This is a genomic window from Comamonas sp. GB3 AK4-5 (assembly GCF_041320665.1).
GTDB lineage: Bacteria > Pseudomonadota > Gammaproteobacteria > Burkholderiales > Burkholderiaceae_C > Comamonas.
Map to the genome: position 1 here is coordinate 3,859,545 of NZ_CP166730.1, position 24,655 is coordinate 3,884,199.

Below are 24,655 nucleotides of genomic sequence, written 5' to 3' on the forward strand. Positions count from 1 at the left end.
ACGCTCCAGCCTTCCCCAAAAGCAAATGCCCGCCCCTGCGCACGAGCGCAGGGGGCGGGCATGGGTGCGCGCTAGAACGTGCTTAGAGCCACTCACACAGCCCAGCAAATCGAGGATTTGCGTTTGAGACGAGGCGCAAAGTCGCAGGCAGTACAGAGGTACGAAAAGACAAAGCAACGACGTATCAAGGGTTGTGTGAGTGGGTCTTACTGCTGTAGCTGTCGACGCTGCTCTGGATTCAGGCGTGCGGCCTGCAGGGGATCGACATCCTTGCCCACGGCCACCAGTTGCAAGGCGCTTTGAGGATCGTAGGCAGCCACACCGGCGGGCTTGCTGGTCGCGGCCGAGGGCTGGGGCAGCTTGCCACCGCCCTCCATGGACTCATTACCGAAGCCCAGCACCCGCACCGTGAATACCGAGGGCATCGCCTGACGCGCTGCAGCCCGCTCGCGCTGCAGCACGTCCTGAGCCGCAGCCGTGGCCTGCGAGGCTGCGGCACTGGCATTGCTGAGCGCTCCCACGTTCACCGCAGCCACCATGGGTATGCCCACGGCCTTGCCCTGCACCTGGATGTTTTCGGCATTGACCACCTGCAGTGCGGCCAGATTCACATTGCCCGAGACACGGATACCGGCCTCGCCCGCATCAATGGTGCCCAAGGGGGCAATCAGGTCGATGTCTCCCGGCGGCACTTCGGCAATCGGGTTGAGCGTGGCAATACCCGCGCCGGTGTTCGGCGTGGACGGTGACAGCATCACATTGCCGATGTTGTCATAGACACGTCGCTGCGGCGTCGCCACCACCGTGGTCTTGGCGCCTCGGCCGGCGTTGATATCGCCTTCGGCCGACCAGCCCAGAATGTTGCCGCCGAAGGTGGTGAACACCCGGCTCTGGCCCATCAGGATATCGCTCTTGGAGAAGATGTTGATATCGCCTTCACCCTGGGTCAGTACACCGGAGCCCGCGCCCGGCGGATAACCACCGTCCACGCCAATCAGCGTGCGCCCACCCGGCACCAGCAGATTGATGTTGCCACCGAAGTCTGTGTGGATGCCTGCGTCGTTGATCTTGTAGTACGGCGTGTCGTAGCCGGGGCTTCCAGCTGCAATCCATTCCGCCTCGGAGAGGTATTTCACGCCCGGCTGCGGACGCCAGGTTCCCACCACGTCCACAAACTGCTTGAAGTAGCGCGCACTGCTGAACATGGTCAGATCGCCCTCATAGGCAATGGCCTTACCCTGCGCGTCCTTTGAAGGCAGCAGCGTTTCGATGGCTTCGCGGCCGCGCAGATAGCTGCCGTAGCGCTTGCCGTCCACATCGTTGTACTCGCGACCGGAGGCCTTGAGCTCCGCATAGTAGACATTGCGCAAGAAGGCGCTGCGTTGCTCGGGCGGCAGAGCGGCAAAGAAGCTGCGGGCGTCCATGCTCGCTGCATCGAAATGCAGGCCACGGCCATTGGCCCCGCCAAAGCGCTCCGTCAACCAGTTCACCAAATGCAACTGGCTTTCGAGTTTGTATTCGCGCGCCAGATCACGATTGGCCGCCGTGCTGCCGGCGGCCAACGCGCCATTGCGTACGCCATCCAGCTCCACCTGCTTGGCAGCCAGGAAGGCCGATGCACCGGCCTCGTCGCCGGTGTAGCCGAACTCATGCTTCAGCCACTGCGCCAGCGTGATCGAGCCGTCATAGATACGCACAGCCTTGCCCGGCTGGTCTGCCAACGGCAGCGACAGGTTGGCCAGGTTGGCGGGGTCCAGATAGCGGTCGGCGAAGGCGGTCCAATCGGCACCATGCTGACCCAGGCCTGCCGCCACCGAGATGGCGGCGCCACTGCTGCGGTCACCCGGCTTCACATTGACCACAGCCCCCAGGCTGCGCAGCTCGGCCTTGTCGGCCATGTAGACATTGCGTCCGGCGCTGATGTCGAGCAGACCCGGCCCCGCAATCTTGAAGCTGCTGAAACGGATGTCGCGCCCGGCTTGCACCACAGACACATCATCGGCACTGGTGTGCACAATGAGGTTGCCCACCATGGAGCCAAAACCCTGCGTGTCGATCTTGGGTGGTGCCGAGGGGTCGGCAAAGTACGCAATGTTGTACCAGTCCAGCGCCCCTCCTGGAGTTCCATAAGCAGAGTCCACAGGGTCATAGGCACCCAAGGTGGTACCTGAGTTCACGATGTCGCGACCGGCCCGCATGGCCAGTGCGCCACCGCCGTCATACCAGGTCGGCAGCGAACCCGGCTTGCCGGAGGATTTCCGGCCACGGTAGATGATGCTGCCTGTGCGCAGCCCCACCAGGTCGCCTTCCACCGCGTAGTAGCGCGCAGGCTCCTGGCCCACATAGACATGGCCCGAAGCCGTGGGCGGGGTAAAGGCGAACAGCGGGTAGCGCTGTTCCACATCACCCTTCAGAGCGCCAGACAGCATGGGGCCTGCAGCCATGGTGTTGGGGCTGACGTTGTGAATGACTTCCAGACCAAACCATGCGGGGTCACCACGTCCGACAAAGCCTGGTGTGAACGGATTGGGCAGGGCCGTAGGATCGGCACCCGAGACGGAGAAACCCGCCCCTTGTGCGTAGATCGAGCCCCGGGCCAGCAGCTCCAGCTGACCTGTGCCGTGGGCCACAAACTGCTCGGCCACTGGGGACGGTGCCAGCGTCACCGCAGGCTGGAAGGGATCGTTGTTTTCACCGGCCGTGATCGACTTGACGAACTTTCCGTAGTACACATTGCCACTGGCCGATGCTGCTCGCAGCACCGAGGGATACATGAAATTGAGATCGGTGATGAGGCTGTCCGTCCGTTTATGCCTGTCGTGCATGGCCATCGTGGGCGTGAGATTTCCGCCCGCCGCCAGCAGATCCACAGCGGTCGCAGGCGTCCACAGCGAGAACCAGCTCCAGCCGTTGCCCGCATAGGACTTGCCGTTGGCGCTAAAGGGCGTACCGCCATGGTATTGCGGCACGCGGCCGGCATCGGTGACATTGCCCAGCACCAGGTCGCCACGCGATTCGATGCGCACGCCGGCATCGCCCAGCACCAGCACGGGGCCGCCAGCCGTCGAGGCGTTGGAAGCGGTGAATGCGTCGTAGGGACGCGACTCCTTGGGGTCGCCGCCGCCAAAGCTCTGTGCTATCGAGCCCACCGCACCGGCCTGCATGCGCAGGGCACCGCGCAAATTGGTGAAGCTGCCGTTGAGGTCCAGCCGGTGCGTGCCACCCACGGCAAAGCTGTTGGCCTGGGGTGCACTGTTGCCCCCGGTGAAGGCGTTCAGCGTCGCGTCGCTGTTGAAGCCGCCGCCTATGCGGATGTCCAGATCGCCGCCCCCTGTCTGCACCAGCTTGCCATCGCTGCCTACGCGGCCGGTGCTGGCCACCGCCAGATTCAGGCCCGAACTGCGGTTGATGTAGTAGGCCCCATGGTCGCCACGGGCCTGCAGCATGCCGGCATTGCCGCCCGCCTCCAGCAGCAGATTGCCACCGCCCAGGGTGCCAAAGCCCGTGAAACCCGTGAAGCGCGGCATCGTGGCGAACACGTTGTAAGGGCTTTCCTCACGCGAGGGGACATAGGTGCCGAAATTGATCCACCAGGCCGTGGGCAGGGCTACATCATCCACACCGGCCACGCTGCCTGAGCCCTGGCGCCACAGCCAGTTGCCCACCGAAGCCGTACCGGTGATACGTTCTGTACGGTAACCCAGGGCATCGCTACGCAATGCTCCCGAGGTACGCCCTATGCTGTCGCCGCTGATGTTGCCACCCGCGCGCAGCAACAGATTGCCGCCGGCCTCGGGATACCAGGCCTGGTAGAGGCTTTCGCTCCCTCCATTAACCAAACCTTCAAATGATCCGCCGAACTCGCCCAGCACCGAGCCATTGAACACGCTGCGCGGCTGGTTATACGGGTCGGAAGCTCCCGCTGCGGCCAGCGCGGCCGAAGGCGTGCCCGCCGTATAGACACCAAACAACGAGCTGGTGGCAATGTTCTTGGCCGAGACCAAGCGCAGATCACCTGTGCCGGTGCGCACCACGCTGGGCAATTGCTCACGCGCCGGTTTGACCATAAAGACATAGTCCGGTGGTGTGGCGGGCGTCACCACGCTCACTGCCTCGCCATGGCCATATTCATTGAGATTGCTCATGGAGTCCCAGATCAAGCCGATCTCCAGCAGCAGCTCTATGTCACGCGCACCCACAAGGGCGCCGGGCACGATAGTGGGCACTTCGTAGCCCCAAGACGCATACATCTCTAAATCCGCCAGCAGGGCCGCCGGAAAGCTGTTGCTGTAACGGAAAACTGCGGGGGACCCCGTACCCGGCACGGCGGAGCGCTCCCCCCCCATGCCGTAGTGCATATCGGACAGGCGCAGATGGCCAGCGCCTCCCGGCAAGCTCGCCAGGCGATCGGCCGCAGCCGTATCGGCCCCTGCCACCAGGCTGATATCGAAGGACTGCGATCCCGCCGCCAGCATCGGCGCCAGCGCCCAGATGCGGCCCTGGTTGCCCTGGGCATCACGCGGGCGCAAGTCCACGCTGTCCACACCGCCAGGCAGCTTGACATCGGTTTCACTGGGGATGAAAGCGCCTTTTTTCAAATCGATAGCGCTGGACAGCACCACTGCATTGCCGGAAGGCGGTGCCGGCAGGGCCACGCCGGCCGGCCAGGTCATGGCAGCCATCCGCGCGGCCCCTGGCAGGCGAAAACCTGCATCCAGCTGCGTCTGGGCTGGCAGCGTCACCGCATCGGCCAGCACGCTGCCAGCGGCATACAGCAGTTGGCCATTGGCGTCATGCACGGCCGCACTCAACACCGTGCCACGCGCCAGCGACAGCGGTTGCGCCAACGCGGCCTTTGCCGGCAGCAGCGTACCTGCGGCCATTTGCATGGCGTTGATGGGCAGCTCGTAATTCAGCACCTTGCCGGAGTTGAACACCGTGCCGGCATCCAGCGTGACCATGCCGTCGCGCGGCACCACCACGTCGGAGGCCCATGGCTGCTGGCCCTTGGTCAGCAGCCAGCCCACGCTGTCAAACGATGGCTTGAGGCGGCTGCCGTCAAAACCGTCGCTGATGCTGCCGAACACATCCAGATCGCCCTGTGCGCGCAGTACCAAGGCACCGGCCTCACCCGAGCCATGCACCAGGGTCCGCTGCGTATGCGGATTCACGCTGGCATAGCGGTGGCCCGAAAGGTCGATGTCGCCATCCACATGCAGATTCCCGTCAGGATTGACCGCCAGGTTGGCCACGACCTCCACGCCGGGACGCAGGTGGAACTGATCCTGGTAGGCCCGCAGGCCTGCCAACTTGCCATTCATGAGCGTGCCGTTGGCCAGTGCCGCGTTGATAAAGGTACGGCTATCGTCATTCAGGCGGTTGAGGTAGTCCTGGTCTATGACCTGGTAGCTTTTGCCGTCGGTGGTGGTTTCGGTGCCCGCTGCGGCCGTGTTATCGGTGATAAAGGCATTGACATGGATGGACTTGGCACCCGCGATGGCAACCGTGCCTGCCGCATCAATGGCTACGTCATTGCTGCCCACGCGCGCTGCATTCAATGCCACGGTGCCAAAGTTCTGCGCGCTGCCAGCCACGCGCAAATCCATGCGCGCGCCGCTGGCAATGGCCAGCAGGCCCGTGCCGGAATCAATTTCGATCACGGCGCGATTGGGTGCCTCAATAGGCTTGCCATAGCTGTCCACGCGCAGCACGCTGGCGCTGGCATCGAGCACAGCAGCATTACCCAGGGTCACGCCGTTCTTGGCCGACAGGCGAATGCTGCCCGCCTGCTCGCCGCTGGCATCGATGCGGCCATTCACAGTGAGCTGCCCCTGGTCCAGCGAGACATTGATTTCATGGGCCTTGAGCTCGTTGCCCAGGTTCAGATCCCCCTGGCCCAGTCGGAAGCTGCGGCCGCCGAAAACACCGCCTTCAGTCAAGCGGTGGTTGAGGCCCGCAAAATCATCGATGCTCTGGCCATGCAGCTCGATACGGCCTGCCAGATACGGCACCAGGGTGCCGCCCGCATCGTAGTGGCCGCTGCTGTGGCCATCCATCTGCCCTGTGAGCGCGATATGGCCCTGGGTTGCGGCGACCGTCAGTTTGCCGGCCCGGTTGTGCTCCGCAGACAGATTGATATGCGATGCATCCGCTTGCACCACATCGCCCGCCCGGCTTTGCAGCGCCACATCGCCACCCCAGCTGTATTTGCTGACATCGAAGAAGTCAATCTTGCGGCCGGCAAGCTCCAGTTGGGCGCCGGCATTCAGCGTCACATCCCCTTGGGCAGACAGGCTGAGCTTGCCGCTGGGCAGCAGCACGGCAGTATCCAGCACCAGTTGGCCCCCCTTGCTGTCCAAGGCCAACTCGGCCCCCAAGGCGGCGGCCAGCGTCGCGTTGTCGGGAGCAGCTGCCCCACTGCCGCTCACATGGATGTCGCCACCGGCCGTGATCTTGTTGATGGAGCCGGCCGTGCCGGTCAGCAGCGGCGTGCTGATGAACAGGTCGCCGCCGCTGCGGGTATAGGCCTTGGCCACGGGGTCCCAGGCACCTTGCGTTGCATAGAAGGCCAGCGAGCCCTTGTGGGTCGCTGTCACACGCTCGCTGGCATTCAGATGCATGCTGGCAAAGCCCAGCGCCAGCCTGTCGTGGTCGCGCACGGTGTCGGGCTGGGTCTTGGGCCCGTAGCCGAATACGATTTCACGGGCATCAACCACCAACTGGCCTTGGCCCGTACCGGGGCCGCCAGCCACGATGCTGCCCGCTGGCGTACGAGAGCCGGTCCAGATCAGCGTGTCGGTGTGGATCCGGGCCACATCACCCGCATCGCCATACCCGTAGATGGCGGGCGTGCCCAATACCAGGCGCTGCAGGGCCGACTTTCCATCTGCGCCGTAGGTGGACAGGGTGACATCGCCGAAGAAGTTCACCGATTCGCGTGCCGTGAGCGACAGCGCTTCCAACGCCGGAGCCCCGGTGCTGGTGTCACCCAATAGCAGGCGGTCCAGCACCTGCTGGTTCAGCACCATGCCGGCCGGCAAGGCGCCACGGGCGGCTGCACTCTCCAGCGCCTGGGCACTGCCGATGTTGACCCCACCCAGCGCCAGCGACAGATTGCGCGTGCCATAACGCACCGCATCGCCCAACACAAAGCGGTTATCCGTGGCGGTGGCGATGGTGCCTTCGGAGTAAAGACGGGTGTCACCGCTGCAGTGAGCCCCCACGGCACAGACACCGAGTTCAATGGCGCCTGCGCCAACCCTCGGGTCGTTGGGATTGGGCGCTGCCGGCGCCAGCAAATCCAGTTGATTGTTGGACACGGCCAACACGGAGACGGGGCCTGGCTGGTAGATATAGCCCTGCTCGGCGCCGTAGCCAGTGCGTCCCTTGCCCAGGGTGTTGATGCTGGCCCCTTGCTCCAGAGTGATGCCACCATCGGTGCGCCCGCTCATGAGGAACACATCGGCCGCTTCCAGCTGGGCCCCGCTACGCACAATGATGTTGTGCGTTTCAGCACCACCGATCGCGATGGTATTAGCGTGTTGCAGTGAGCCGGTTTGGGAGTCGATATAGGTCGAACTCAGCCGCCCCCCGATTTCCATGCGCGAGGCACCCACCTGGTTGAGCATGTCGGCATGCACCGAAATACCGGTAAAGCCTGCGGTGGGTGCGGCATCTTGCGCCAGTATTTCGAAGTTCGTTCCTCCCAGCACACGCAGCACCGTTCCCTTACCCTGGTCAGCCGGTGTGCCTTGCACCTGGGCCGCGAAGCGCAGTTGCGGCAGCTGAAAGGAACCCGCTGCCGTGGACGAAATCAGCATCAGGTTCAGTGCCTTGCCATCACGCTCCAGCAGCGGTGCCGGAGCGCCTTCGCGGGCGGCCTGCTGCAGCGCAAATTCGGCATAGCTGGTTTCGTTGTACTGCGAGTAGGTGCGCAGTGTGTCTGCCGCCGTCAGGATGACCTGGGTCGGCAGCGCATCGCTGTAGCCGGTGTTGGCAATGCCCAATTGCGCCGAGGTGCTCCAGGAACCATTGCGCATGGCCGTGGTGCTGCCAAAGGCAATGTGGCTGCTGGCCAGGCCGTTGAGCTCAACCCGGAAGGCCCCCGGCAGCAAGGCGTAGGTAGACGGCATCAGCGTATAGGTGCCAGCCGGCAGCCCGGGCACGCCTTCACCAATGGTGATTTGGCGGCCTATGGCCGGATCGCCCGCACCCTTCTCCGACGCCACAGGCGCATAACCCGCCTGGGCGCCCGGCACAATGGCATAGACCGGGTTGGTGGCCAGGCCCGGCAGCACAAAGCGACCTTCGGCCATTTGCACCAGCGGGTTGATTCGGGCATCGGTGGAGCCGCCACGGCCTTGCAAAAAGGCTGCACCCGTGAGCTCACCGCCGCCAGACAGATCAATCACCGCACCATCCTGGGCATTCAATGCATGGGTCTTGAATTCGATGCTGGGCTCTCCGCCAATGCCGACATAGACCGCATCCTTGCCGTTGTAGTTATAGGTCAGCCCGTCGACCGTGCCGCCATAAGGCATGGCCAAACCCTTGGCGCTGACCGAGGTGATACTGCCTGGCAGCAAGTTGACGACGCCGGTATAGCCGTTGCTACCAGCATCTCCCAGCGTGATGGAGCCCAGCGGAGCGCGCAACACCCCCCCCTGGTTGATGGTGGCGGCAGTGAAGCCCATATTGCCGAACACGCTATAGGGCATGGCGGGCAAGGACGTGCCTATGCGCTCTATGTCGAGGCGGCGCTCCTGATCGTAGGAGCGCAGCACATTGCCCCATTCGTTGAGCTTGCTCACCAGGCCGACGGTGACGTTGCCCCCACCATAAATCTGCGCTGCTGCCAGCGTGGTGTCGCCCGGTGAATACAGGCTGGCGCTGCGCAGGCGCAGGTCACCCTGGCTGGCGATGCGCACCGTGCCGAAGGCATCGCGCTCCACTGCCAGATTGGTCGGACCGTTGAGTATGATGTGGCTCCTCGTACCAAAGCCGACCTCCCCCACGATATCCACCATGCTGCCTTCGAGCTGCAGATGCGCATTCTTGGCCAGCAGCGGCACGCCCAGTTGCCCCCCGCCAGCATTGACGTTGCCCGAGCCAAACACCGGATTCGGCATGATGGAGCCGTCAACCTCTCGACGTTCTGAGCCCGAGAGGCGCAGATAAGCAGCGCTCAGGCGTACCTGGCTGTCGCGGGCGGCCTGGGTCGAGAGACCTATGCTGCTGGCCGTGAGGTACAGCGCCTGCTTCATGTGCAGATCAATGCTGCCATCGAAGCTCAGCAAGCCATTGGCATACAACGCTGCCGTGTCAAAACCGCCAGCCTGGATTGCATCTACGCCAAAACGAGCCTTGCCGTAAACCAGGCTGTCATGCTTCTGACCGGCCTGCACGCTGTCATCCAGCCCGCTGCCACCAAACACCTGCTCGATCACCAACTCGCGCGGAACGCGCACAGCATCATCGACGGCGGCGCCTTTTTTGCTGAAGCGTTCAACGCCCAGGTACACCGGTGTTTCCAAATTGATGGCCAGTGTTCCGCCCTTGGCGCCTGCGCCACCGGCATGGGCCGAGAGCTGGCCGTCGATGAAAAGGCCGTTGGCGGCACTCAGCGCAATGGTCCCGCCGTTGCCGGCCAGGGAGATATCGCCCTGGCCTGGTACATGAATCAGCCCGCTGGCACCCGAGGCGTTGAGCACCGCGCCCTTCTTGACCACGAGGAAAGCGTCTATGGCGTCGACATTGCGCGACTCCAGGCTGTATTTCGCACCCAGCTCTATGCTGCCGCCGCTTTGCACCACGCCATAAGAATGGCCATTGCCATCCAGGGCGGTATGGGCCTGGCCAGACACGTCGAGAACGGCATGCTCGCCAATCCACAACGAACGTGCGTTGGGCACGCCAGCCGGACGGTTCAGATCCGTGCCAGAGCCGAAGTCCCCGCCCAGCACCGCAATCCGCCCACCATGCGCCCGCAGCTCACCCTCAATGGTGATCTGGGCATTGCCAGCCAAGCGGATGCTTTGCCCCGGATCGACCTTCAGCTCTGCGCCCTTGTCGATCAGCAACGAAGCTGTTTGGACCACGGAGCCGGCGTTGAGCGCAAGGCTGGCGCCTGCGCGCTGCTTCATCTGTTTGCGGGCGGGGTCTTGCACAAACAACGGCGCCTCCCAAACCTCCAGCACCTTGGAAGGATCAGCGCCAGTCTGCATACCCTGAGCCTTTGCCGAATCGATCCGCAGCACCGGCATGGACACTTCCAGCTTGGCGCCTTCGGCGACCGTCAGCCCACCCACCGCATTCACCTCGTAATGCGAAAAACCTTGTTTGAAAAGGCCTGTGTCCAGCAGCAAACCACCACTGCCACCAACTTGCCCGCCGATCACCACGGCCTCGCCGGTCTGCAGCATCATGGTGCCGCCTCCCTTGACGCCATGCCCCCGCAGCTCACCCTCCAGCACCAACTGCGTGGCTCCACCGACTCCTTGTGCAGGAATACCGGTAGCCAGCGTCACATCGCCACCTTTTCCGCCACTCAGGCTGCCCTTTGCATTGAGCGCGGCTCCCGAAGACACATCAATCAGGCTGGCATCACCCAGCTTGACGTCGCCAGAGCTACGCAGCACCACACGACCGCCATTCACAAAAGGCAGGCTGCTGTTGTCCGCATCGAGCACCTGATTGCTCCACAGGCCGCGAGCGTCCAGCGTCACATGCTTGCCCACCGTCACTTGCCGGGTATGGCCGCTCGCTGCGACACCGCCTATGGACTGCTCCTGCCACCCCGAACCGCTGCCGGTGTGCTGCGTCACCATGTCACCAAGCTGAATGCTGCCGCCACGCGCCGTGAGATTGGCCTCCACAGCCACATCGCTGGCATGCAGCGCAATCTGCCCCCCTGGCGTGACCTGCAAGGCTTCGTCTACGGCAATCCGGTCCTTGGCATAAACCTGCAATGCCCCCAGATTCTGCGCGTTGATCCAGGCTGCATCCAGATGCGTTCCAGCCCCGGGCTGCCCCCCCAGGGTGACATCAGACATGACTGCCGCAGGTGACTCACGCAAGCCCTTGGTATTGGCGTCATAAACAGGCGTCAAGGCGCCGATGATGAGCTGGCCGCGTTGTGCCACCGCGGTCTGGGCCTGCCGGTATCCGTCCAGCGCTGCATCGCGGCCTCGTGTCTGGCGCTCGCCCTGGAAGGTGCTGCCATCCACCGCCCCCTCCAGTTGGGCCCCTTGCGTGGCAATCACCAAACGGCCCGCATCGCGGCCCACGGTGTAGCCATTTTCCAGGCGACGCCCCGCCGCAATCAGCGGCGCGGCATAGGTTTCCGTCACGCCCCAGCGTGCATGGGTGGACTCAAACCCCTGGTACAGGCCTGTATAGCGCAGATCACCCGGCGCGGAAGAGGCGTTGTAAATGCGGCCATCAGCCCCCTTCAAATAGGTCTGGTTCACATAGCCGGTCTGCACATCCAGCGAGCCCCCCGCCAGATTGATCAGGCTGCCCTGGTGGGTGTGGACCTGGCCGCCCGCAAATTGCACGGTGCCGCCCTGCGCCATCCATTCACCAATGCCATGGCCCGTGATGCCCAGATACCCGCCCACTTCCAGCAGACCACCTGCGGTGTACCAGCGATCCGTCTCGTAGCCGTTGGTGCCAGCCGGCACAAACACCAGGTCGCGGCGGTCTACCCAGATGTTCTTGTTGTTAAGCCCTTTGGCGTCGCGGTTGACGGAGGCATCACGCTGCTCGTTGCCCTGGACGTTGATGAGCACATTGTTGGACTCCATGTCCACGCGCACGCCCACGGCACCCGAGACATCGATGACCGCGCCACTGGCCACATCTGCCTGCGCTGCCTTCACCAGCACCTGGCCGCCCGTGGCCACCGTCAGCGAATCGGTACGGAAATCCACAGCGCCGGCGCTGTCGATCAGCACCAGCGACTGATCGCGCCGATGCTGCACGCCGTCACCGGCTTTGTCCGACTCCTTGATCAAGGTCTCGCGCTGGGCGTCCAGCGCCGTGGTCGCAGACTCCTCGAGCAGCACGCTGGTCACGCTGCCCTCTTCCAGCGCGATGTGCCCACCGGCATCACCTGCGGCATTGCTCAGATGCACCGTGCCCCGCGTATGCACCGAGGTGCTGGCAACGGCCACCCCTTGCTGGCGCACATCGTGCCCGGTGAGTGTGATGTCGCCCGTGCTCGCCTGGATCAGGCCGCTATTGCGCACCAGGCCCGCTGCCGAACCCGGATTTCGCAGGCTGCCCACCACATTGCCGCGCGTGCTGGAGTTCTGGTTGGCGTCCGAGCCCTGGCCGCGCTGGATCACAAAGGCATCACCTGCCGCGAGCACGGTCTGGCCTGAGGCCGTGGTGATCTCGCCCGCGTTGTGCGTCTCGCGGCCGACCAGCAGCACATAGCCGCCGCCCTCGGTCACGCTGGCGGGCTTGTGGGTTTGCAGCCTGGCACCCGCTTCCACGACCACGTCGGCCGTGGCAGCGCCGTGGCTGAAGCTGCTGGCGTTGCTGCTCAGGTCATTCGCAAAGGTCGGAATATAGGCCGTACCCTGGGCGTCGCTGAACAGGCCTTTTTTGAACTGGGCATCCGACATGCCGACGGCCGCCGCCGCCAGGTTGCGGGTGTTGATCTGGCTGGAGCCGCTGAAGATGATGCCGTTTTGGTTGACGATGAGCACCGTGCCGTCGCCCTTGATCTGCCCCTGGATCTGCGAAGGCCGTGCATTCGGATCATTGACACGGTTGAGCACCGCCCAGTCTTTTTGCTGCAAAAACTCCAGCGTGGTGTTCTTGCCCACGTTGAAGCTTTCCCAGTTCAGAATGGCCTTGTCCGCGGTCTGCTCGACCGCCACATGGGTCTTGCCATCGGCCGTGGTCTGCTTGGGTGCGTTGGCGTTGATCCAACCCGCAGTGAGGCTGTTGCTGTCTATCTTCAGACCGCCTTCGCCCAGCCCATCCGGCACGCCACCACCTGCAGCCAAGGCCGCCGCACGCGCAGCAGCCTGGGCCGCCTGCTGGGCCGCGATACCGCGCGCTGCCAGGTTGAGATTGGTGATGGAGCGCACCAGTTGCTCATTGGCCTTGTTCTGCTGCGCGGCCGGGCTGCTCGAAGACATGGCTGGCAGACCATTGGGCAACATGCCGGTTTGCGCCGCCGTGTTCTGCACCGCGCCCTTGGCGGAAAACCAGCCGGGGCTGAAGGCCGTCTGCGCACTGGCTTGCACCATGGTGCCTCCGGCCACCAGGGTCAGGGCAATGGCCTGTGCGATGGGTGCCCGTCTAAACACACGGTAGCGGGTGCGTTGAGTGGCTTGATCCTTGCTGCTTGCGCGTGTGTTCATCTGAGTTCTGCCCAATGGTTGAGTCGACACCGTTCGGCTGCCCTCCCATATCGGCCAGCCTCATCGATGCAGGAGACCTGGCTGCACGTACACAAGCGTTTGCAGCAAAGCCCCTCCGATATGGCTACAACGAACTGTTCAACTCAAACCCGCAAGAGATTCCGCAAAATTTCTGCAACGCCTTGGCATGCATGGGCAGCACAGCATCTCTGTCCACGCGGCCTCACCGCAGAACATGAGACAGGACATGGCCCAGCAACCACCTAACTCAGCAGCAGCAAACCGCCCGGCAATGCACGCGCCTTCAATCCGAAGACATGCTGCAGCTGTATGAGGGCAAGATCCAGCGACGCGATGGCGAAGTGGCCCGTGACATTTTTGGTGCGCGCAGCAGCATTGACCAGCACTACGCGACCAGGGCGATAGCGGTTGATCTCATCCAATGCATCACCCAAAGGGGTCTGCTTGAAGACCAGCAGGCCACGTCGCCAGGACGAAAGCACCTGCGGATCCACTGCATTCACGCGGCTGACAGAGACCGCGTCATAAATGACTTGCTCGTTGGCCTTCAGCGTCTTGCCGCCCAGGGGGTGCGACAAATGCACCTCCCCGGCAATACAGCTCACGCAAACCTGCTGCGCCACATGGCGGACTTCAAATTGCCCGTATGCAGCCGCCGCACTGCCCACACCTGCCCGCACGAAAAAAGGCTGGCCCGAGAGCGTCAACTCAATAGCAGCCTCTCCGCTGACTAGGTCCAGGCCCACCACCTCATGTCCTTTCACCTGCGGGCTCGCATTGGTTCGGGTGTTCAAGGTGAGATGGACATGCTCTCCCAGGTCTATGGCGCGCTGCTCCCCCGTACCGGTTCGGTAATCTGCCCGCCATTCGGAAGATGTGGGCCAAAGTCCCCAGGGGGAGTAATTCACAGCGACCAATGCCACGACCGCCGTGCTGGCTGCCGCTCCGAGGAAGGCTCGACGCCCGCGCAGCCCATGCTCATACGCCCCCACCAAATCTGCTTGAGACTGCAGCAATGCGCCTGCTGGCTGCTTCAGCCTGTCCCAACGCCGCTTGGCTTCCTGGTAAGCGCTTTGATGCGCTGCACTGGCATGCACCCATTGCCGAAAACCTCGGGCATCTTCAGCGCTGGCAACACCGGAATGCAGCACACGCAGCCACTGCCAGGCCTGCTGCAGCAGCATCTCGCGGGAGGCATCCCGATGGTTCTCTGGTGTTTTCATTGTGTCGTGTCTAGCTGCCGGCGCTGCAAAACGCATTTTTGAATCATGCCGGCAGGCACGCCATAGCGCCGCCGGTCTTTTGATCCACTTCATGCAGTTGCAACGAACCACGGCCGGGGAAACCGCAATTATTTACGCCCCAGAAGGTCCATATGTGCATCAAGCACATCATGGGCACGCCGAAGTTCATATTCGACGGTTCGCAGCGAAGTCCCCAGCCGACCGGCCACATCTTTTTGCGCCAGACCCTCCCAGTGCACCAGCACCAAAATGACACGACGGCGCTCCGGCATCAATGCCATGATTTGCGACAGGGCGCTGAGATCCGAGCGCGCCTCAGCCGTTCGCTGTGGACAGGGCGCGGGATCCTCCATCTCCTCCAACAGCGCATCCACCTCTTCGCCCGACAAAGAGCGGCGCTGCCTGCGCTGAATATCGGCCGCAATATTCGTCGCCACGCGCATCAGATAGGCTCCAGGCTGCTCAATCAGTCGGCGATCGTCTTTGTCTTTGACCCGTACCCAGGTGTCATGCAAGGCATCACTGGCCAAATCGGCATTGCCCAGCACCAACGTCAGGCGCCGCTTGAGACTGGCATAGCTCTTGTTGAGATAGTCCAGCAAAACCGGTGGTGCTTCACCCGACATGCTCAGTGCCCTCCCCATACCGGGCCACAGGCTGCAGCCCCCGGCGCATCAGGTGTCAGCGACATCGTCAACGGCTGCTGCACCACCTCGGCCGGCGGTGCGCTGCCAAGGCGCAGTCCGCGCAAGGCATGGAGCAGCAGGGCATCGCGCTGTGCATCGCCGCTGCTGTCCAGCAAACGCGGTGACACCAGCTGCCCCTCTGTATCCAGCTGAAAACGGAACAAAGAGTGGTAGCTGCCGGGTGCAGTACGCGCGTCAGCGCACAAAGCCCTCAAGACGCCCTGCTGGATCTGGCCCGCATAGGCACTTTTTTGCAAACGCTGCAACATATCCATTGCGTTTGCACTGCCTGTGTCTGCCTCGGCTTTGAGCACATAAGTCTCACCAAACTCGGAGCGCAAACGCTCGGCCCTCAAACCCGTGCGCTCCAGCAGTTGACCCAAAGCCTGCTCGGCGCTCAGGCGGCCACGCACTGCGGAGGACATGCGTCCGTCAAGCATGCTCGCATCAAAAAGCGCAGGCTGCCCGGAGATCTCACCGAACCGATGCAGTGCGACCGCCAGCGGCTGTGCTGCAATATCAAAATCAAATACATGGGCCGTCGAGGTTGCAACACCTTGGGCTTGCGGGACGCGCGAAGTCTGCATGGGAAAGCTACTTATCTGCGGCGCTGCCTCGGCATATGCACACTGCATGCACACCATGGCAACCCAAGGAATCCAGTTGCCCCCTCCAGAATGCCCCACCATCAGCTCCCAGCGATGTCACAGCGAACGCTGCCGCATGCAGGCCAGCGCAAACTCAACATCGAGAAAGACACGAGGTTCTCCAGCACAAAGTCACTCTTCAGGGAGTGAGTAAATGCTAGTTTCAATCTGTGACATTTTGATGATGGGGCGCTGAGCCCCTGCCTGCGGCCGAGATCGCCTCCGGCGCCACTGGTGGCAGTACACCGTCCCGGAACTTCCGGGCCGCGCTGGCTCCACCCTGCCCATTCAGGGTGGCGTCACACCGCTAGACCCAGCGCCGCATGGCAATCCGCCGCGTTGCAGGCAGCCCATGCGCGACTTCGTCGGCCAATACATTCCGCAGGCGCTCCCCCAAGGGAGAGGCTGGCTGGAACCCCAACCTGGCATATGCAGGGGCGTTCCAAGCGATATCGGAGAAGGTGGTCAGGGTCAGCGCCGCCAGCCCCTTCGCTGAAGCATGGGTACAGGCACTGTGCATGAGCAACTTGCCCACACCTTTTCTCTGCCAGTCCGCATGCACCGAGAGCTCCCACAGGTGCAGCTCATCGTCAAAAACTTCCGCGCTGGCAAAGCCCACGGGCTGCCCTGCTTTTGTTTGTGCAAGCCACACCGTGCCCTGCGCAATCAAGCGCTCATGTTCTTGCAGTGCCATCACATCGCCCTCGGCCAGCCACGCGAGGCCGGGCGCGTTTTTGAACAATTGGCCAGCGGAATGTTCAATGGGCGGCAAAGCCGCTGCGTCTTCCAGGCGCGCGAGACGAACCAACATGGTGTGCAGATATCCAAAGCAATGGGCCGGTATTGTGCCAAGCACATGGGGCAATCAGCTAAGAGCGTGTTCACGAACTTATAGCGCATGCAGCAGGTGGTGCATTGTTGAATGCAAGGCACAGGAGGTTGTTCCTTGCGGGGCTTAATCTCCCCATGCAAACGCCGCACACTTCAGCCTTTCCCATTTTCCCCCTGCCATCTGAAGGAAAGGCTGCATGAAATCCTCAGCCGCTTTGTTTGCCCTGGCCATTGGCGCATTCGCCATAGGCACCACCGAATTCAGTCCCATGGGCCTGCTGCCCGTGATTGCCGACGGGGTGCAGGTCAGCATTCCCACCGCCGGCATGCTGGTGTCTGCCTACGCCGTGGGCGTGATGGTGGGTGCACCCGTCATGACCCTGCTGCTCAGCCGCTTTGGCAAGCGCAGCGCCCTGATGACGCTGATGCTCATCTTCACCCTGGGCAATCTGTTGTCCGCCATGGCACCAGGCTATGTCACCTTGCTGCTGTCGCGCCTGGTCACCAGCCTCAACCATGGTGCTTTCTTTGGCATAGGCGCCGTGGTGGCGGCCAGCGTGGTGCCCAAGGACAAACAGGCCAGTGCGATTGCCGCCATGTTCATGGGCCTGACCATTGCCAATATCGGCGGTGTGCCCGTGGCCACCTGGATTGGCCAGCAAGTGGGCTGGCGCCTGGCCTTTGGCGGCACGGCCGTGCTGGGTCTGATCACCATGGCGGCCCTGTGGCTGGCCTTGCCGAAAGGGCTGCCCGGCCAGCGCCCCGATGTGCGCCGAGAACTAAAGGTGCTGACCCGCCCCGAGGTGCTGCTGGCCATGGGCACCACCGTGCTGGGTGCGGGTGCGATGTTTACGCTCTACACCTATGTGGCACCGGTGCTGGCCGAGATCACCCAGGCCAGCCCGGGCTTTGTGGCCCTTGCACTGGTGCTGATTGGCATTGGCTTCACCCTGGGCAACAGCCTGGGCGGGCGCCTGGCCGACTGGTCACTCGATGGAGCCACCAAGCTCATCCTCGCCGCGCTGGCCGTCACCATGGCCTTGCTGCCGTGGCTGCTGAGCACCCATCTGGGTGCGGCCATAGGCCTGGTGGTCTGGGGTGCCGCGGCCTTTGGCATCGTACCGCCGGTGCAGATGCGTGTCATGCAGGCTGCGGCCCAGGCTCCGGGCCTGGCTTCATCCGTGAACGTCGGCGCCTTCAACCTGGGCAATGCCCTGGGGGCCGCGCTGGGCGGTGCCGTCATCAGCCAGGGGCTGGGCTATGCCGCCGTGCCTCTTGCGGGCGCAGCATTGGCCGCTGGTGGCCTGGTCCTGGTCTGGCTGGGCAGCGCAGGCCGCCGCCCTGCGGCCTCGACCCCCTCTCTCTGATTTCCCCTCTCACCCCAGGAATTTTTTCATGAGCAGCATTCCACTCTTTGGCGTCGGCACTTTTCGCCTGACCGGCCAGGCCGCGATCGATTCGGTGCGCAACGCACTGGACCTGGGCTACCGCACCATCGACACGGCACAGATTTACGGCAACGAGGCCGAAGTCGGCCAGGCGGTGGCAGAAAGCGGCATCCCGCGTTCCGAGCTGTTTGTCACCACCAAGATCTGGACCGCCAACTACGGCCAGGAAAAGCTGGTGCCCAGCCTGCGTGAAAGCCTGAAAAAACTGCGTAGCGACTATGTGGACCTGACCCTGATCCACTGGCCTGCCCCGGGCAACGGCGTGGAACTGGGCGAATACATGACCGCTCTTGCCGAAGCCAAGGCCCTGGGCCTGACCCGCCAGATCGGCATTTCCAACTTCAATATCGAACTGACCCGGCAAGCCATTGCCGCTGTTGGCCAAGGCGAGATTGCCACCAACCAGATCGAGCTCAGCCCCTATCTGCAAAACCGGCAGCTCACCGCCTTTCTCCAGGCACAGGGCATTGCCGTGACCTCGTACATGACCCTGGCCTATGGCAAGGTGCTGCAAGACCCGGTGCTCGCGGGCATCGCCGCCAAGCACCAGGCCACGGTGGCCCAGGTGGCGCTGGCCTGGGCGCTGCAGCAGGGCTATGCCGTGATTCCCTCCTCGACCCAGCGCAAGAACCTGGCCAGCAATCTGCGGGCCATAGACTTGAAGCTGGACACCGAGGACATGGCCCTGATCGCCACGCTGGAACGCAACGGCCGCGAGGTCAACCCCGAGGGACTGGCTCCGGTCTGGGATTGAGTCAGAGCCCCGCTTTGACGTAGAAGGCGCAGCTAATCCCCTGCACAGCGGGCTACCTCAAGAACCTCCTGATCACGGAACCAGCCGCCTATGCGTCGCACGCCCATGGGAAGCCCGCACGCATTCTCTTGCACGGGCACCTGGGTCACGCTTCTTCGCATGCGAGTGCGCCATCACTGCGCTGGACCACAAGGCCATATCGGCCAGCGCAGCGCTATCGGAAGATAAATGCCAGCACCGCCTCACAATGTGCCTCGATCGACTTCTCGCACATTGCATCCATGCCATGCGCATATTTCATTTCAGCGGTAAGCAGATAAGGCACCTGGGCGATGGCGGTAATCATGTACAGCAGCATGACTGGTTCGATGTCGCCCAGCACGCCAACCTGCTTGCTGACCTCTTGGATCAGTGGGAGCGTGTTTGCATCATGGCGCGGGCGAATAATGGTTTCGGCCATCCATTTCAAGCGCTCTGAATCGCGGTTGGCCTCCTGCATCATCAGCCGCGCATGTTCTGGGTGACGCGCGCAATAACGCACGTAGCTGCGAATGTGATCTTTCACAGCGTCCAGTGAGTATTCCTTCGTACCAGGCCTGGGCGCCACCACCTCCTTCGCATACCGGTCGAATAGGTAGGTGACGCTCTCGCGCCAAAGCGCCTCCTTGCTACCGAAGTAGTAGCGAATCATCGCGTGATTGACTCCCGCCATCTCCGCGATGCCGCGCAGGCTCACTGCCTCAAAACCACGCGTCGAGAACTGCTCCAGCGCAATGCCAAGTATCTCGGCGCGCGTATTTTCACTTCGTTCTTGTTGCGGCTGTCTGGCGACCGGCATCTTCACCTCCCTCACAAAGCGGGCCTCTTATCGTGCGTCTAGGGATTGTACGGAGCCGAAAACGACGCTTCCGTTCTTGACTCCTCGATACCGCCACGAATAAATTATCCACATGGATAGTTTATTCGTGCGTGACTTGCGGGCTGCCTTGAACTTGGTGTCTCCAGCGCCGTCACGCCCAGCGAACGCTAACGCGGTCGATCACAGAAATTTCGTATTGAGGAGACGACTCAATGGCGCTTGTGAATCTCGACCCCGCAGCGTTGCCTGCGTCCCTGGCTCCCGCGCAAGAGCGCACTGAAAGCCTCCCGTTCCGGACCAAGTTCGGCTTCGGTATCGGCGATTTTGCGTTCAACCTGTACTGGGAGACGACCACGCTCTACCTCCTGTACTACTACACCGACGTTTTGGGTCTGTCGCCCATCATCGCCGGTTGGATTTTTGGCGGAGCCATGCTGTGGGATGCCTTTTGCGACCCGGTGGCCGGATATATCGCCAACCGCACGCGCTCGCGCTGGGGTCGCTACCGCCCCTATCTGCTGTTCGGTTGCATCCCGCTTGCCATCAGCTTTGTCACCATGTTTATTCCAACCAGCGCCCAAGGCGCCAGCTTGGTGGCCTTGGTTCTGGGCTCGCACATGCTGTTCAGATCCTCCTATACCGTTTTGTCCATGCCCTATAACGCGCTGATGGCAACGCTGACGGATGACAGCAGGGAACGAGGAAGCCTTGCCGCCTACCGGATGCTGTGTGCAAAGGCCGCTGGTCTTTTTGTGGCCCTGTCCACTTTGGAGTTGGTACATGTCTTCAGCCCGGCGGACGAGAAGCATGGATTCCTGATGGTGATGATCCTGTACGCCGTACTGTCTCTTCCCGTCTTTCTCTTCACCTTCTTCGCCACCAAGGAGCGCACCCAGCCCGATGCACATACGCTTTCGGTACGCGACGCATTGGCGGTCGTGCTGCACAACCGCGCCCTGTTGCTGGTCTGTGGCATGGCCTGCGCCTTGTCAGCGACTGGAACCTTTTTGTCGAAGACGCTTCCTTACGTGATGAAGTACGCCTTGCTCAGGGAGGATTTGATCGGGCTTGCAGTGGGCATCGTCACACTCCAGGCCTTCATCACCATCCCGTTCTGGGCCTGGGTCATGCGCCGCACCTCGAAGCGGCTGGTCGCCCTGTCCGGCGGCATCCTTGGCATCTGCACCTATGCCGTCCTTGGCTGGCTGGGCACGCCAAGCATCACTGCCCTGCTCTTCCTGCTTGCCATCATCGGATTCGCCAGCGCCGCCACCATGCTTGCCATGTGGGCCATGATTCCCGATAGCGTGGAGTATGGCGAGTGGCGTACCGGCGTCCGTGGCGAGGGAACGATCTTCGGTGTCTTTGCCTTCACGCTGAAAAGCTCACTGGCCATCGCTGTAGGCGGTGTCGGGCACCTTCTCGACGCTGTCGGTTTCATCGCCAATCAACCCCAGACACCAGCGGCAATCTCGGGCATATGGGCCATGTTGTGGCAAGGCCCCATCACCTTGCTCAGCATTGCCATGCTGTTCGCCTTCTTCTATCCAGTCTCTCCTGCCGCGCACGCGCAGATACGGGGTGCGCTGCGCCAGCGCCAGAGGACTTCGCCCCCGCACTGATCTCCACATCCCTGCTTTTCACCTGGCTCAACCCTGCCGGCGAAAGTGCAATGCCCACGCCGCCCCTATCGTCATAAAAGGCACCACCAATGCGACTGATCTATATTGATATTGACACGTTGCGCCCCGATCACCTCGGATGCTATGGCTACCATCGCAACACCAGCCCCAACATCGACAAGCTTGCATCCCAAAGCCTGCTGTTCCGCAATGTCCACGCCTCGGACACGCCATGTCTACCAAGCCGTACCGCGTTGCTGACCGGCCGCTTCGGCATCCACAATGGCGTCGTCAATCACGGCGGCAAAGACGCTGATCCGGTCATCGACGACCTCAACCGAAAATTCCGATCGCAGCTTCACCTCGACAGCTTTCCCTTCCGCCTGCAACAAGCGGGATTGAAGACCGTGAGTGTCAGCTCATTCGCTCAACGGCACTCGGCATTTCACTGGTACGCCGGCTTTAATGAAGCCTACAACGTGGGAAAGTTTGGCAATGAGACTGCGGACGAGGTCCATGCCCTGGCATCGAACTGGCTGGCACGACATGGCCAGGAAGACAACTGGTTTTTGCATGTGCATATGTGGGACCCACACACGCCCTACCGGGCCGCTCCGGAGTATGGAGAGCCTTTTGCCCACACCCCCTTGCCTGCATGGTTGACCGAAGAGGTGCGCGGCAACCACTGGCGGGGCTGTGGCCCACACAGCGCACAGGAATGCACGGGCTTTGCACCAGACGAAGCCGCCCGCGCCCACTATCCACGCCAGCCTCAAAGCATCCCAGACATGGCGGCAGTTCGCGCCATGTTCGATGGCTACGACACCGGGGTGCTGGTTGCCGATGAATATGTGGGAAGGCTGCTGGCCCAGCTGGAGGAACTTGGCGTTGCAAGTGATACCGCCGTGCTGCTGTCATCCGACCATGGTGAAACCCTGGGCGAGCTCAATATCTACGGCGATCATCAGACAGCAGATCAATACACCACGAACATTCCCCTGCTCCTCAAATGGCCTGGCATCGAGGCGGGACGGGAACAGCATGCCTTTCACTACCAGATCGATGTCACCGCCACCATTTTGGAATTGCTAGGCCAGAGTGTTCCAGAAACCTGGGATGGTGTTTCGTTCAGCCAAAGCCTGAAGGCGGGAACGGATGCCGGACGCTCCCACCTTATTGTTTCGCAAGGTGCATGGACCTGCCAACGTGGCGTTCGCTTTGAAAACTGGATGATGATCTGCTCTTTGCATGACGGCTACCATTTGTTCGACGACGTCATGCTGTTCGACCTGGAGAGCGATCCACATGAACAACGCAATCTCGCCGATCAGCGGCCCGATATCGTTGAAAAGGGAATGGGCCTGCTCAAGTCCTGGGAAGCCGAAATGCTGCCCACTGCAGCGCGCGGAAGAGACCCCCTCGTCCATGTCGTAAAGGAGGGAGGCCCCTACCACGTCAGAGGCAGTTTGCGCAGCTATCTGGATCGCCTGGAGGAAACCGGGCGCAGCGCCCTGGCCCAGGCGCTGCGGTTCAAGCACGCAGAGGAAAATTGAACCGTCCCTCCTCTGTAGACCGCTGCTTGCTTGAAGGAGCGACGACAGTCATCCGGGATGCAGACGATTTTCCGAAATGGACATGAAGAATCCGGTGAACATGGTGGCGCGACATGACCGCTTCGCCGGCCGAAATGGCTGCATTCCAAGGCTTACTCAGCTGCGTATCCACATAGCGGGCCGCCTGCCCATACGCGCTCGGTGTGATCAGCTTGGATCGACAGCGGCCTGCTCCCAACCACCACCCAAGGCCTTGTACAGCCCCACGCTGGCCAACAAACGCTCCTGGTGCAGCTGCACTGCCATGCCCTGGGCCTGGTAGAGCGTTTGCTGCGTGGCCAGCAAGGTCATCAGCGTCTCGCTCCCAGCCCGGTAACGGGCTTCGGCCAGGGCCAAGGCCTTGCGGGCCTGGACCAGCTCCTGTGCCTGCGCCTCGGCCTGGGTCTGGGTTCCAGCCACGGCATGCAACGCCGTCTGCACATCGCCAAAGGCCTGGACAATGGCCTGCCGGTAGCCCACCAACAACTCCTCACGCCGGGCATCGGCCAGATCGCGGTCTGCAGCCAGGCGACCCGCGTCGAAGATGGGCGCGGCCAGGCCGGCTGCCAGCGAGTACAAGGGGTTGTCGAACACGCGGCGCAGGCTGTCGTCGCCGGAGCCCACCTGGGCCGACAGGGTCACGCGGGGCAGCATGGCGGCCCGTGCGGCCTGCAGATTGGCCTGTGCCGCCGCCAGCCTGGCCTCGGCCCGCGCGATATCGGGCCTGCGGGTCAGCAGTTCGGCGGGCGTTTCGGACTGAATCCCGGGGATGCGCAAAGACGACAGACTGTCTTGCACCAGCGGCATGCTCTGTGCCTGCCCCAACAGCAGCGCCAGCGCGGTGAGTGATGCGGCCTTTTGTTGCTGCATCAGCGCCAGAGCGCGCTGCTGTGCGGCCACCAGGCCACGCTGCTGGGCCAGCTCCAGCGCAGATGCCGCACCCAGCCCGGCCCGGGCCTGCACCAGTTGCAGCAGGCGCTGCGCGCTTGCCAGATTCGACTGTGCAATACCTTCACGCTCCTGCAAGGCCATGCTGGTCAACCAGGCGCTGGCCACCGCAGCCTCCACCGTCAAACGCACCGTATCCCTGTCGTAAACACTGGCCTGCAAACTGGCCTGTGCCGCATCCCGCGTGGCGGAGTTGCGCCCCCAGAAGTCCAGCTCATAGCTAGCCGACAGGCCTGCCTTGAAGCCATTGCCGGCGGCCTGGGAGTGCTTATCCAGACGGCCTTCGCGCGAGGCGTCCAGGCTGGCATTCACCTCAGGCAGCAGGCTCGCACCCGCATGGCGCAAACTTGCACGGGCCTGGTGCACGCGGGCAACTGCGGCCGCCACATCCCAGCTTTGCTGCTGGGCCTGCTCCACCAAGGTGTTGAGTTGGGCATTGCCAAAGCTGTGCCACCAGCGCTGGCGGACCACATCGCCCGCCGTCACACGTTCACCCGTGCGATCCTGCGCCCATTGCCCCGGCAGCGCCGGGGCTTGCGGCCCGCCCTGGCCTGTTCCTTGCGGAGCCGCACAGCCTGCCAGCACCAGGACAGCGCTCCAGGCCACCACCGTCTTTACCCTTTGCAT

At 62.7% G+C, this 24,655-nt stretch carries 11 protein-coding genes; 4 read left to right on the plus strand and 7 right to left on the minus strand.

The genetic code is table 11. From position 1 onward, the window contains the following. Positions 1 to 206: 206 nt before the first annotated feature. From ACA027_RS17415 to ACA027_RS17435, 5 genes are all read right to left on the minus strand, one after another. The gene (locus ACA027_RS17415) at positions 207 to 13,376 is read right to left on the minus strand and encodes a filamentous haemagglutinin family protein (RefSeq protein WP_370679457.1); all 13,170 of its coding nucleotides are present in this window, start codon (positions 13,374 to 13,376) and stop codon (positions 207 to 209) included. 263 nt (positions 13,377 to 13,639) lie between these two features. Further along, positions 13,640 to 14,713, minus strand: a complete 1,074-nt coding sequence (locus ACA027_RS17420; protein WP_370679458.1) for a FecR domain-containing protein — start codon at positions 14,711 to 14,713, stop codon at positions 13,640 to 13,642. Between the two features lie 35 nt (positions 14,714 to 14,748). Next, positions 14,749 to 15,267 (minus strand): RNA polymerase sigma factor, encoded by a 519-nt coding sequence (locus ACA027_RS17425; RefSeq protein WP_370679459.1) that lies wholly within the window; start codon positions 15,265 to 15,267, stop codon positions 14,749 to 14,751. A gap of 2 nt (positions 15,268 to 15,269) precedes the next feature. Beyond that, a complete protein-coding gene (locus ACA027_RS17430; protein WP_370679460.1) occupies positions 15,270 to 15,971 on the minus strand; it encodes a TonB C-terminal domain-containing protein in 702 nt (233 codons plus the stop codon). Between the two features lie 310 nt (positions 15,972 to 16,281). Next, positions 16,282 to 16,785, minus strand: coding sequence for a GNAT family N-acetyltransferase (locus ACA027_RS17435; protein WP_370679461.1), 504 nt, complete (start codon positions 16,783 to 16,785; stop codon positions 16,282 to 16,284). Between the two features lie 217 nt (positions 16,786 to 17,002). Between ACA027_RS17435 and ACA027_RS17440 the strand changes: the two genes are divergently transcribed. Further along, positions 17,003 to 18,172, plus strand: coding sequence for an MFS transporter (locus tag ACA027_RS17440; protein WP_370679462.1), 1,170 nt, complete (start codon positions 17,003 to 17,005; stop codon positions 18,170 to 18,172). A 28-nt stretch (positions 18,173 to 18,200) separates the two neighbouring features. Further along, on the plus strand, positions 18,201 to 19,007 hold the full coding sequence (gene dkgB / locus ACA027_RS17445; protein WP_370679463.1) for a 2,5-didehydrogluconate reductase DkgB: 807 nt from the start codon (positions 18,201 to 18,203) through the stop codon (positions 19,005 to 19,007). A 214-nt stretch (positions 19,008 to 19,221) separates the two neighbouring features. Here dkgB and ACA027_RS17450 read toward each other — a convergent pair whose 3' ends face one another. Continuing rightward, positions 19,222 to 19,845: a TetR/AcrR family transcriptional regulator gene (locus ACA027_RS17450; RefSeq protein ID WP_370679464.1), complete on the minus strand. Its 624-nt coding sequence runs from the start codon at positions 19,843 to 19,845 to the stop codon at positions 19,222 to 19,224. Positions 19,846 to 20,078: 233 nt separating this feature from the next. Between ACA027_RS17450 and ACA027_RS17455 the strand changes: the two genes are divergently transcribed. Together ACA027_RS17455 and ACA027_RS17460 are read left to right on the plus strand one after the other, a co-directional pair. Further along, positions 20,079 to 21,488, plus strand: coding sequence for an MFS transporter (locus tag ACA027_RS17455; RefSeq protein ID WP_370679465.1), 1,410 nt, complete (start codon positions 20,079 to 20,081; stop codon positions 21,486 to 21,488). An 89-nt stretch (positions 21,489 to 21,577) separates the two neighbouring features. Then, entirely contained in the window at positions 21,578 to 23,041 is a 1,464-nt protein-coding gene (locus ACA027_RS17460; RefSeq protein WP_370679466.1) for a sulfatase, read from the plus strand. A gap of 207 nt (positions 23,042 to 23,248) precedes the next feature. Here the strand turns inward: ACA027_RS17460 and ACA027_RS17465 are convergent, their stop codons facing one another. Then, entirely contained in the window at positions 23,249 to 24,655 is a 1,407-nt protein-coding gene (locus ACA027_RS17465; protein WP_370679467.1) for an efflux transporter outer membrane subunit, read from the minus strand.

Excerpts from the sequence above, each read along its gene's own strand:
- ACA027_RS17415 (WP_370679457.1), bottom strand. The coding sequence starts at position 13,376 with ATGAACACACGCGCAAGCAGCAAGGATCAAGCCACTCAACGCACCCGC.
- ACA027_RS17420 (WP_370679458.1), bottom strand. The coding sequence starts at position 14,713 with ATGAAGTGGATCAAAAGACCGGCGGCGCTATGGCGTGCCTGCCGGCAT.
- ACA027_RS17425 (WP_370679459.1), bottom strand. The coding sequence starts at position 15,267 with ATGTCGGGTGAAGCACCACCGGTTTTGCTGGACTATCTCAACAAGAGC.
- ACA027_RS17430 (WP_370679460.1), bottom strand. The coding sequence starts at position 15,971 with ATGGTGTGCATGCAGTGTGCATATGCCGAGGCAGCGCCGCAGATAAGT.
- ACA027_RS17435 (WP_370679461.1), bottom strand. The coding sequence starts at position 16,785 with ATGTTGGTTCGTCTCGCGCGCCTGGAAGACGCAGCGGCTTTGCCGCCC.
- ACA027_RS17440 (WP_370679462.1), top strand. The coding sequence starts at position 17,003 with ATGAAATCCTCAGCCGCTTTGTTTGCCCTGGCCATTGGCGCATTCGCC.
- dkgB (WP_370679463.1), top strand. The coding sequence starts at position 18,201 with ATGAGCAGCATTCCACTCTTTGGCGTCGGCACTTTTCGCCTGACCGGC.
- ACA027_RS17450 (WP_370679464.1), bottom strand. The coding sequence starts at position 19,845 with ATGCCGGTCGCCAGACAGCCGCAACAAGAACGAAGTGAAAATACGCGC.
- ACA027_RS17455 (WP_370679465.1), top strand. The coding sequence starts at position 20,079 with ATGGCGCTTGTGAATCTCGACCCCGCAGCGTTGCCTGCGTCCCTGGCT.
- ACA027_RS17460 (WP_370679466.1), top strand. The coding sequence starts at position 21,578 with ATGCGACTGATCTATATTGATATTGACACGTTGCGCCCCGATCACCTC.
- ACA027_RS17465 (WP_370679467.1), bottom strand. The coding sequence starts at position 24,655 with ATGCAAAGGGTAAAGACGGTGGTGGCCTGGAGCGCTGTCCTGGTGCTG.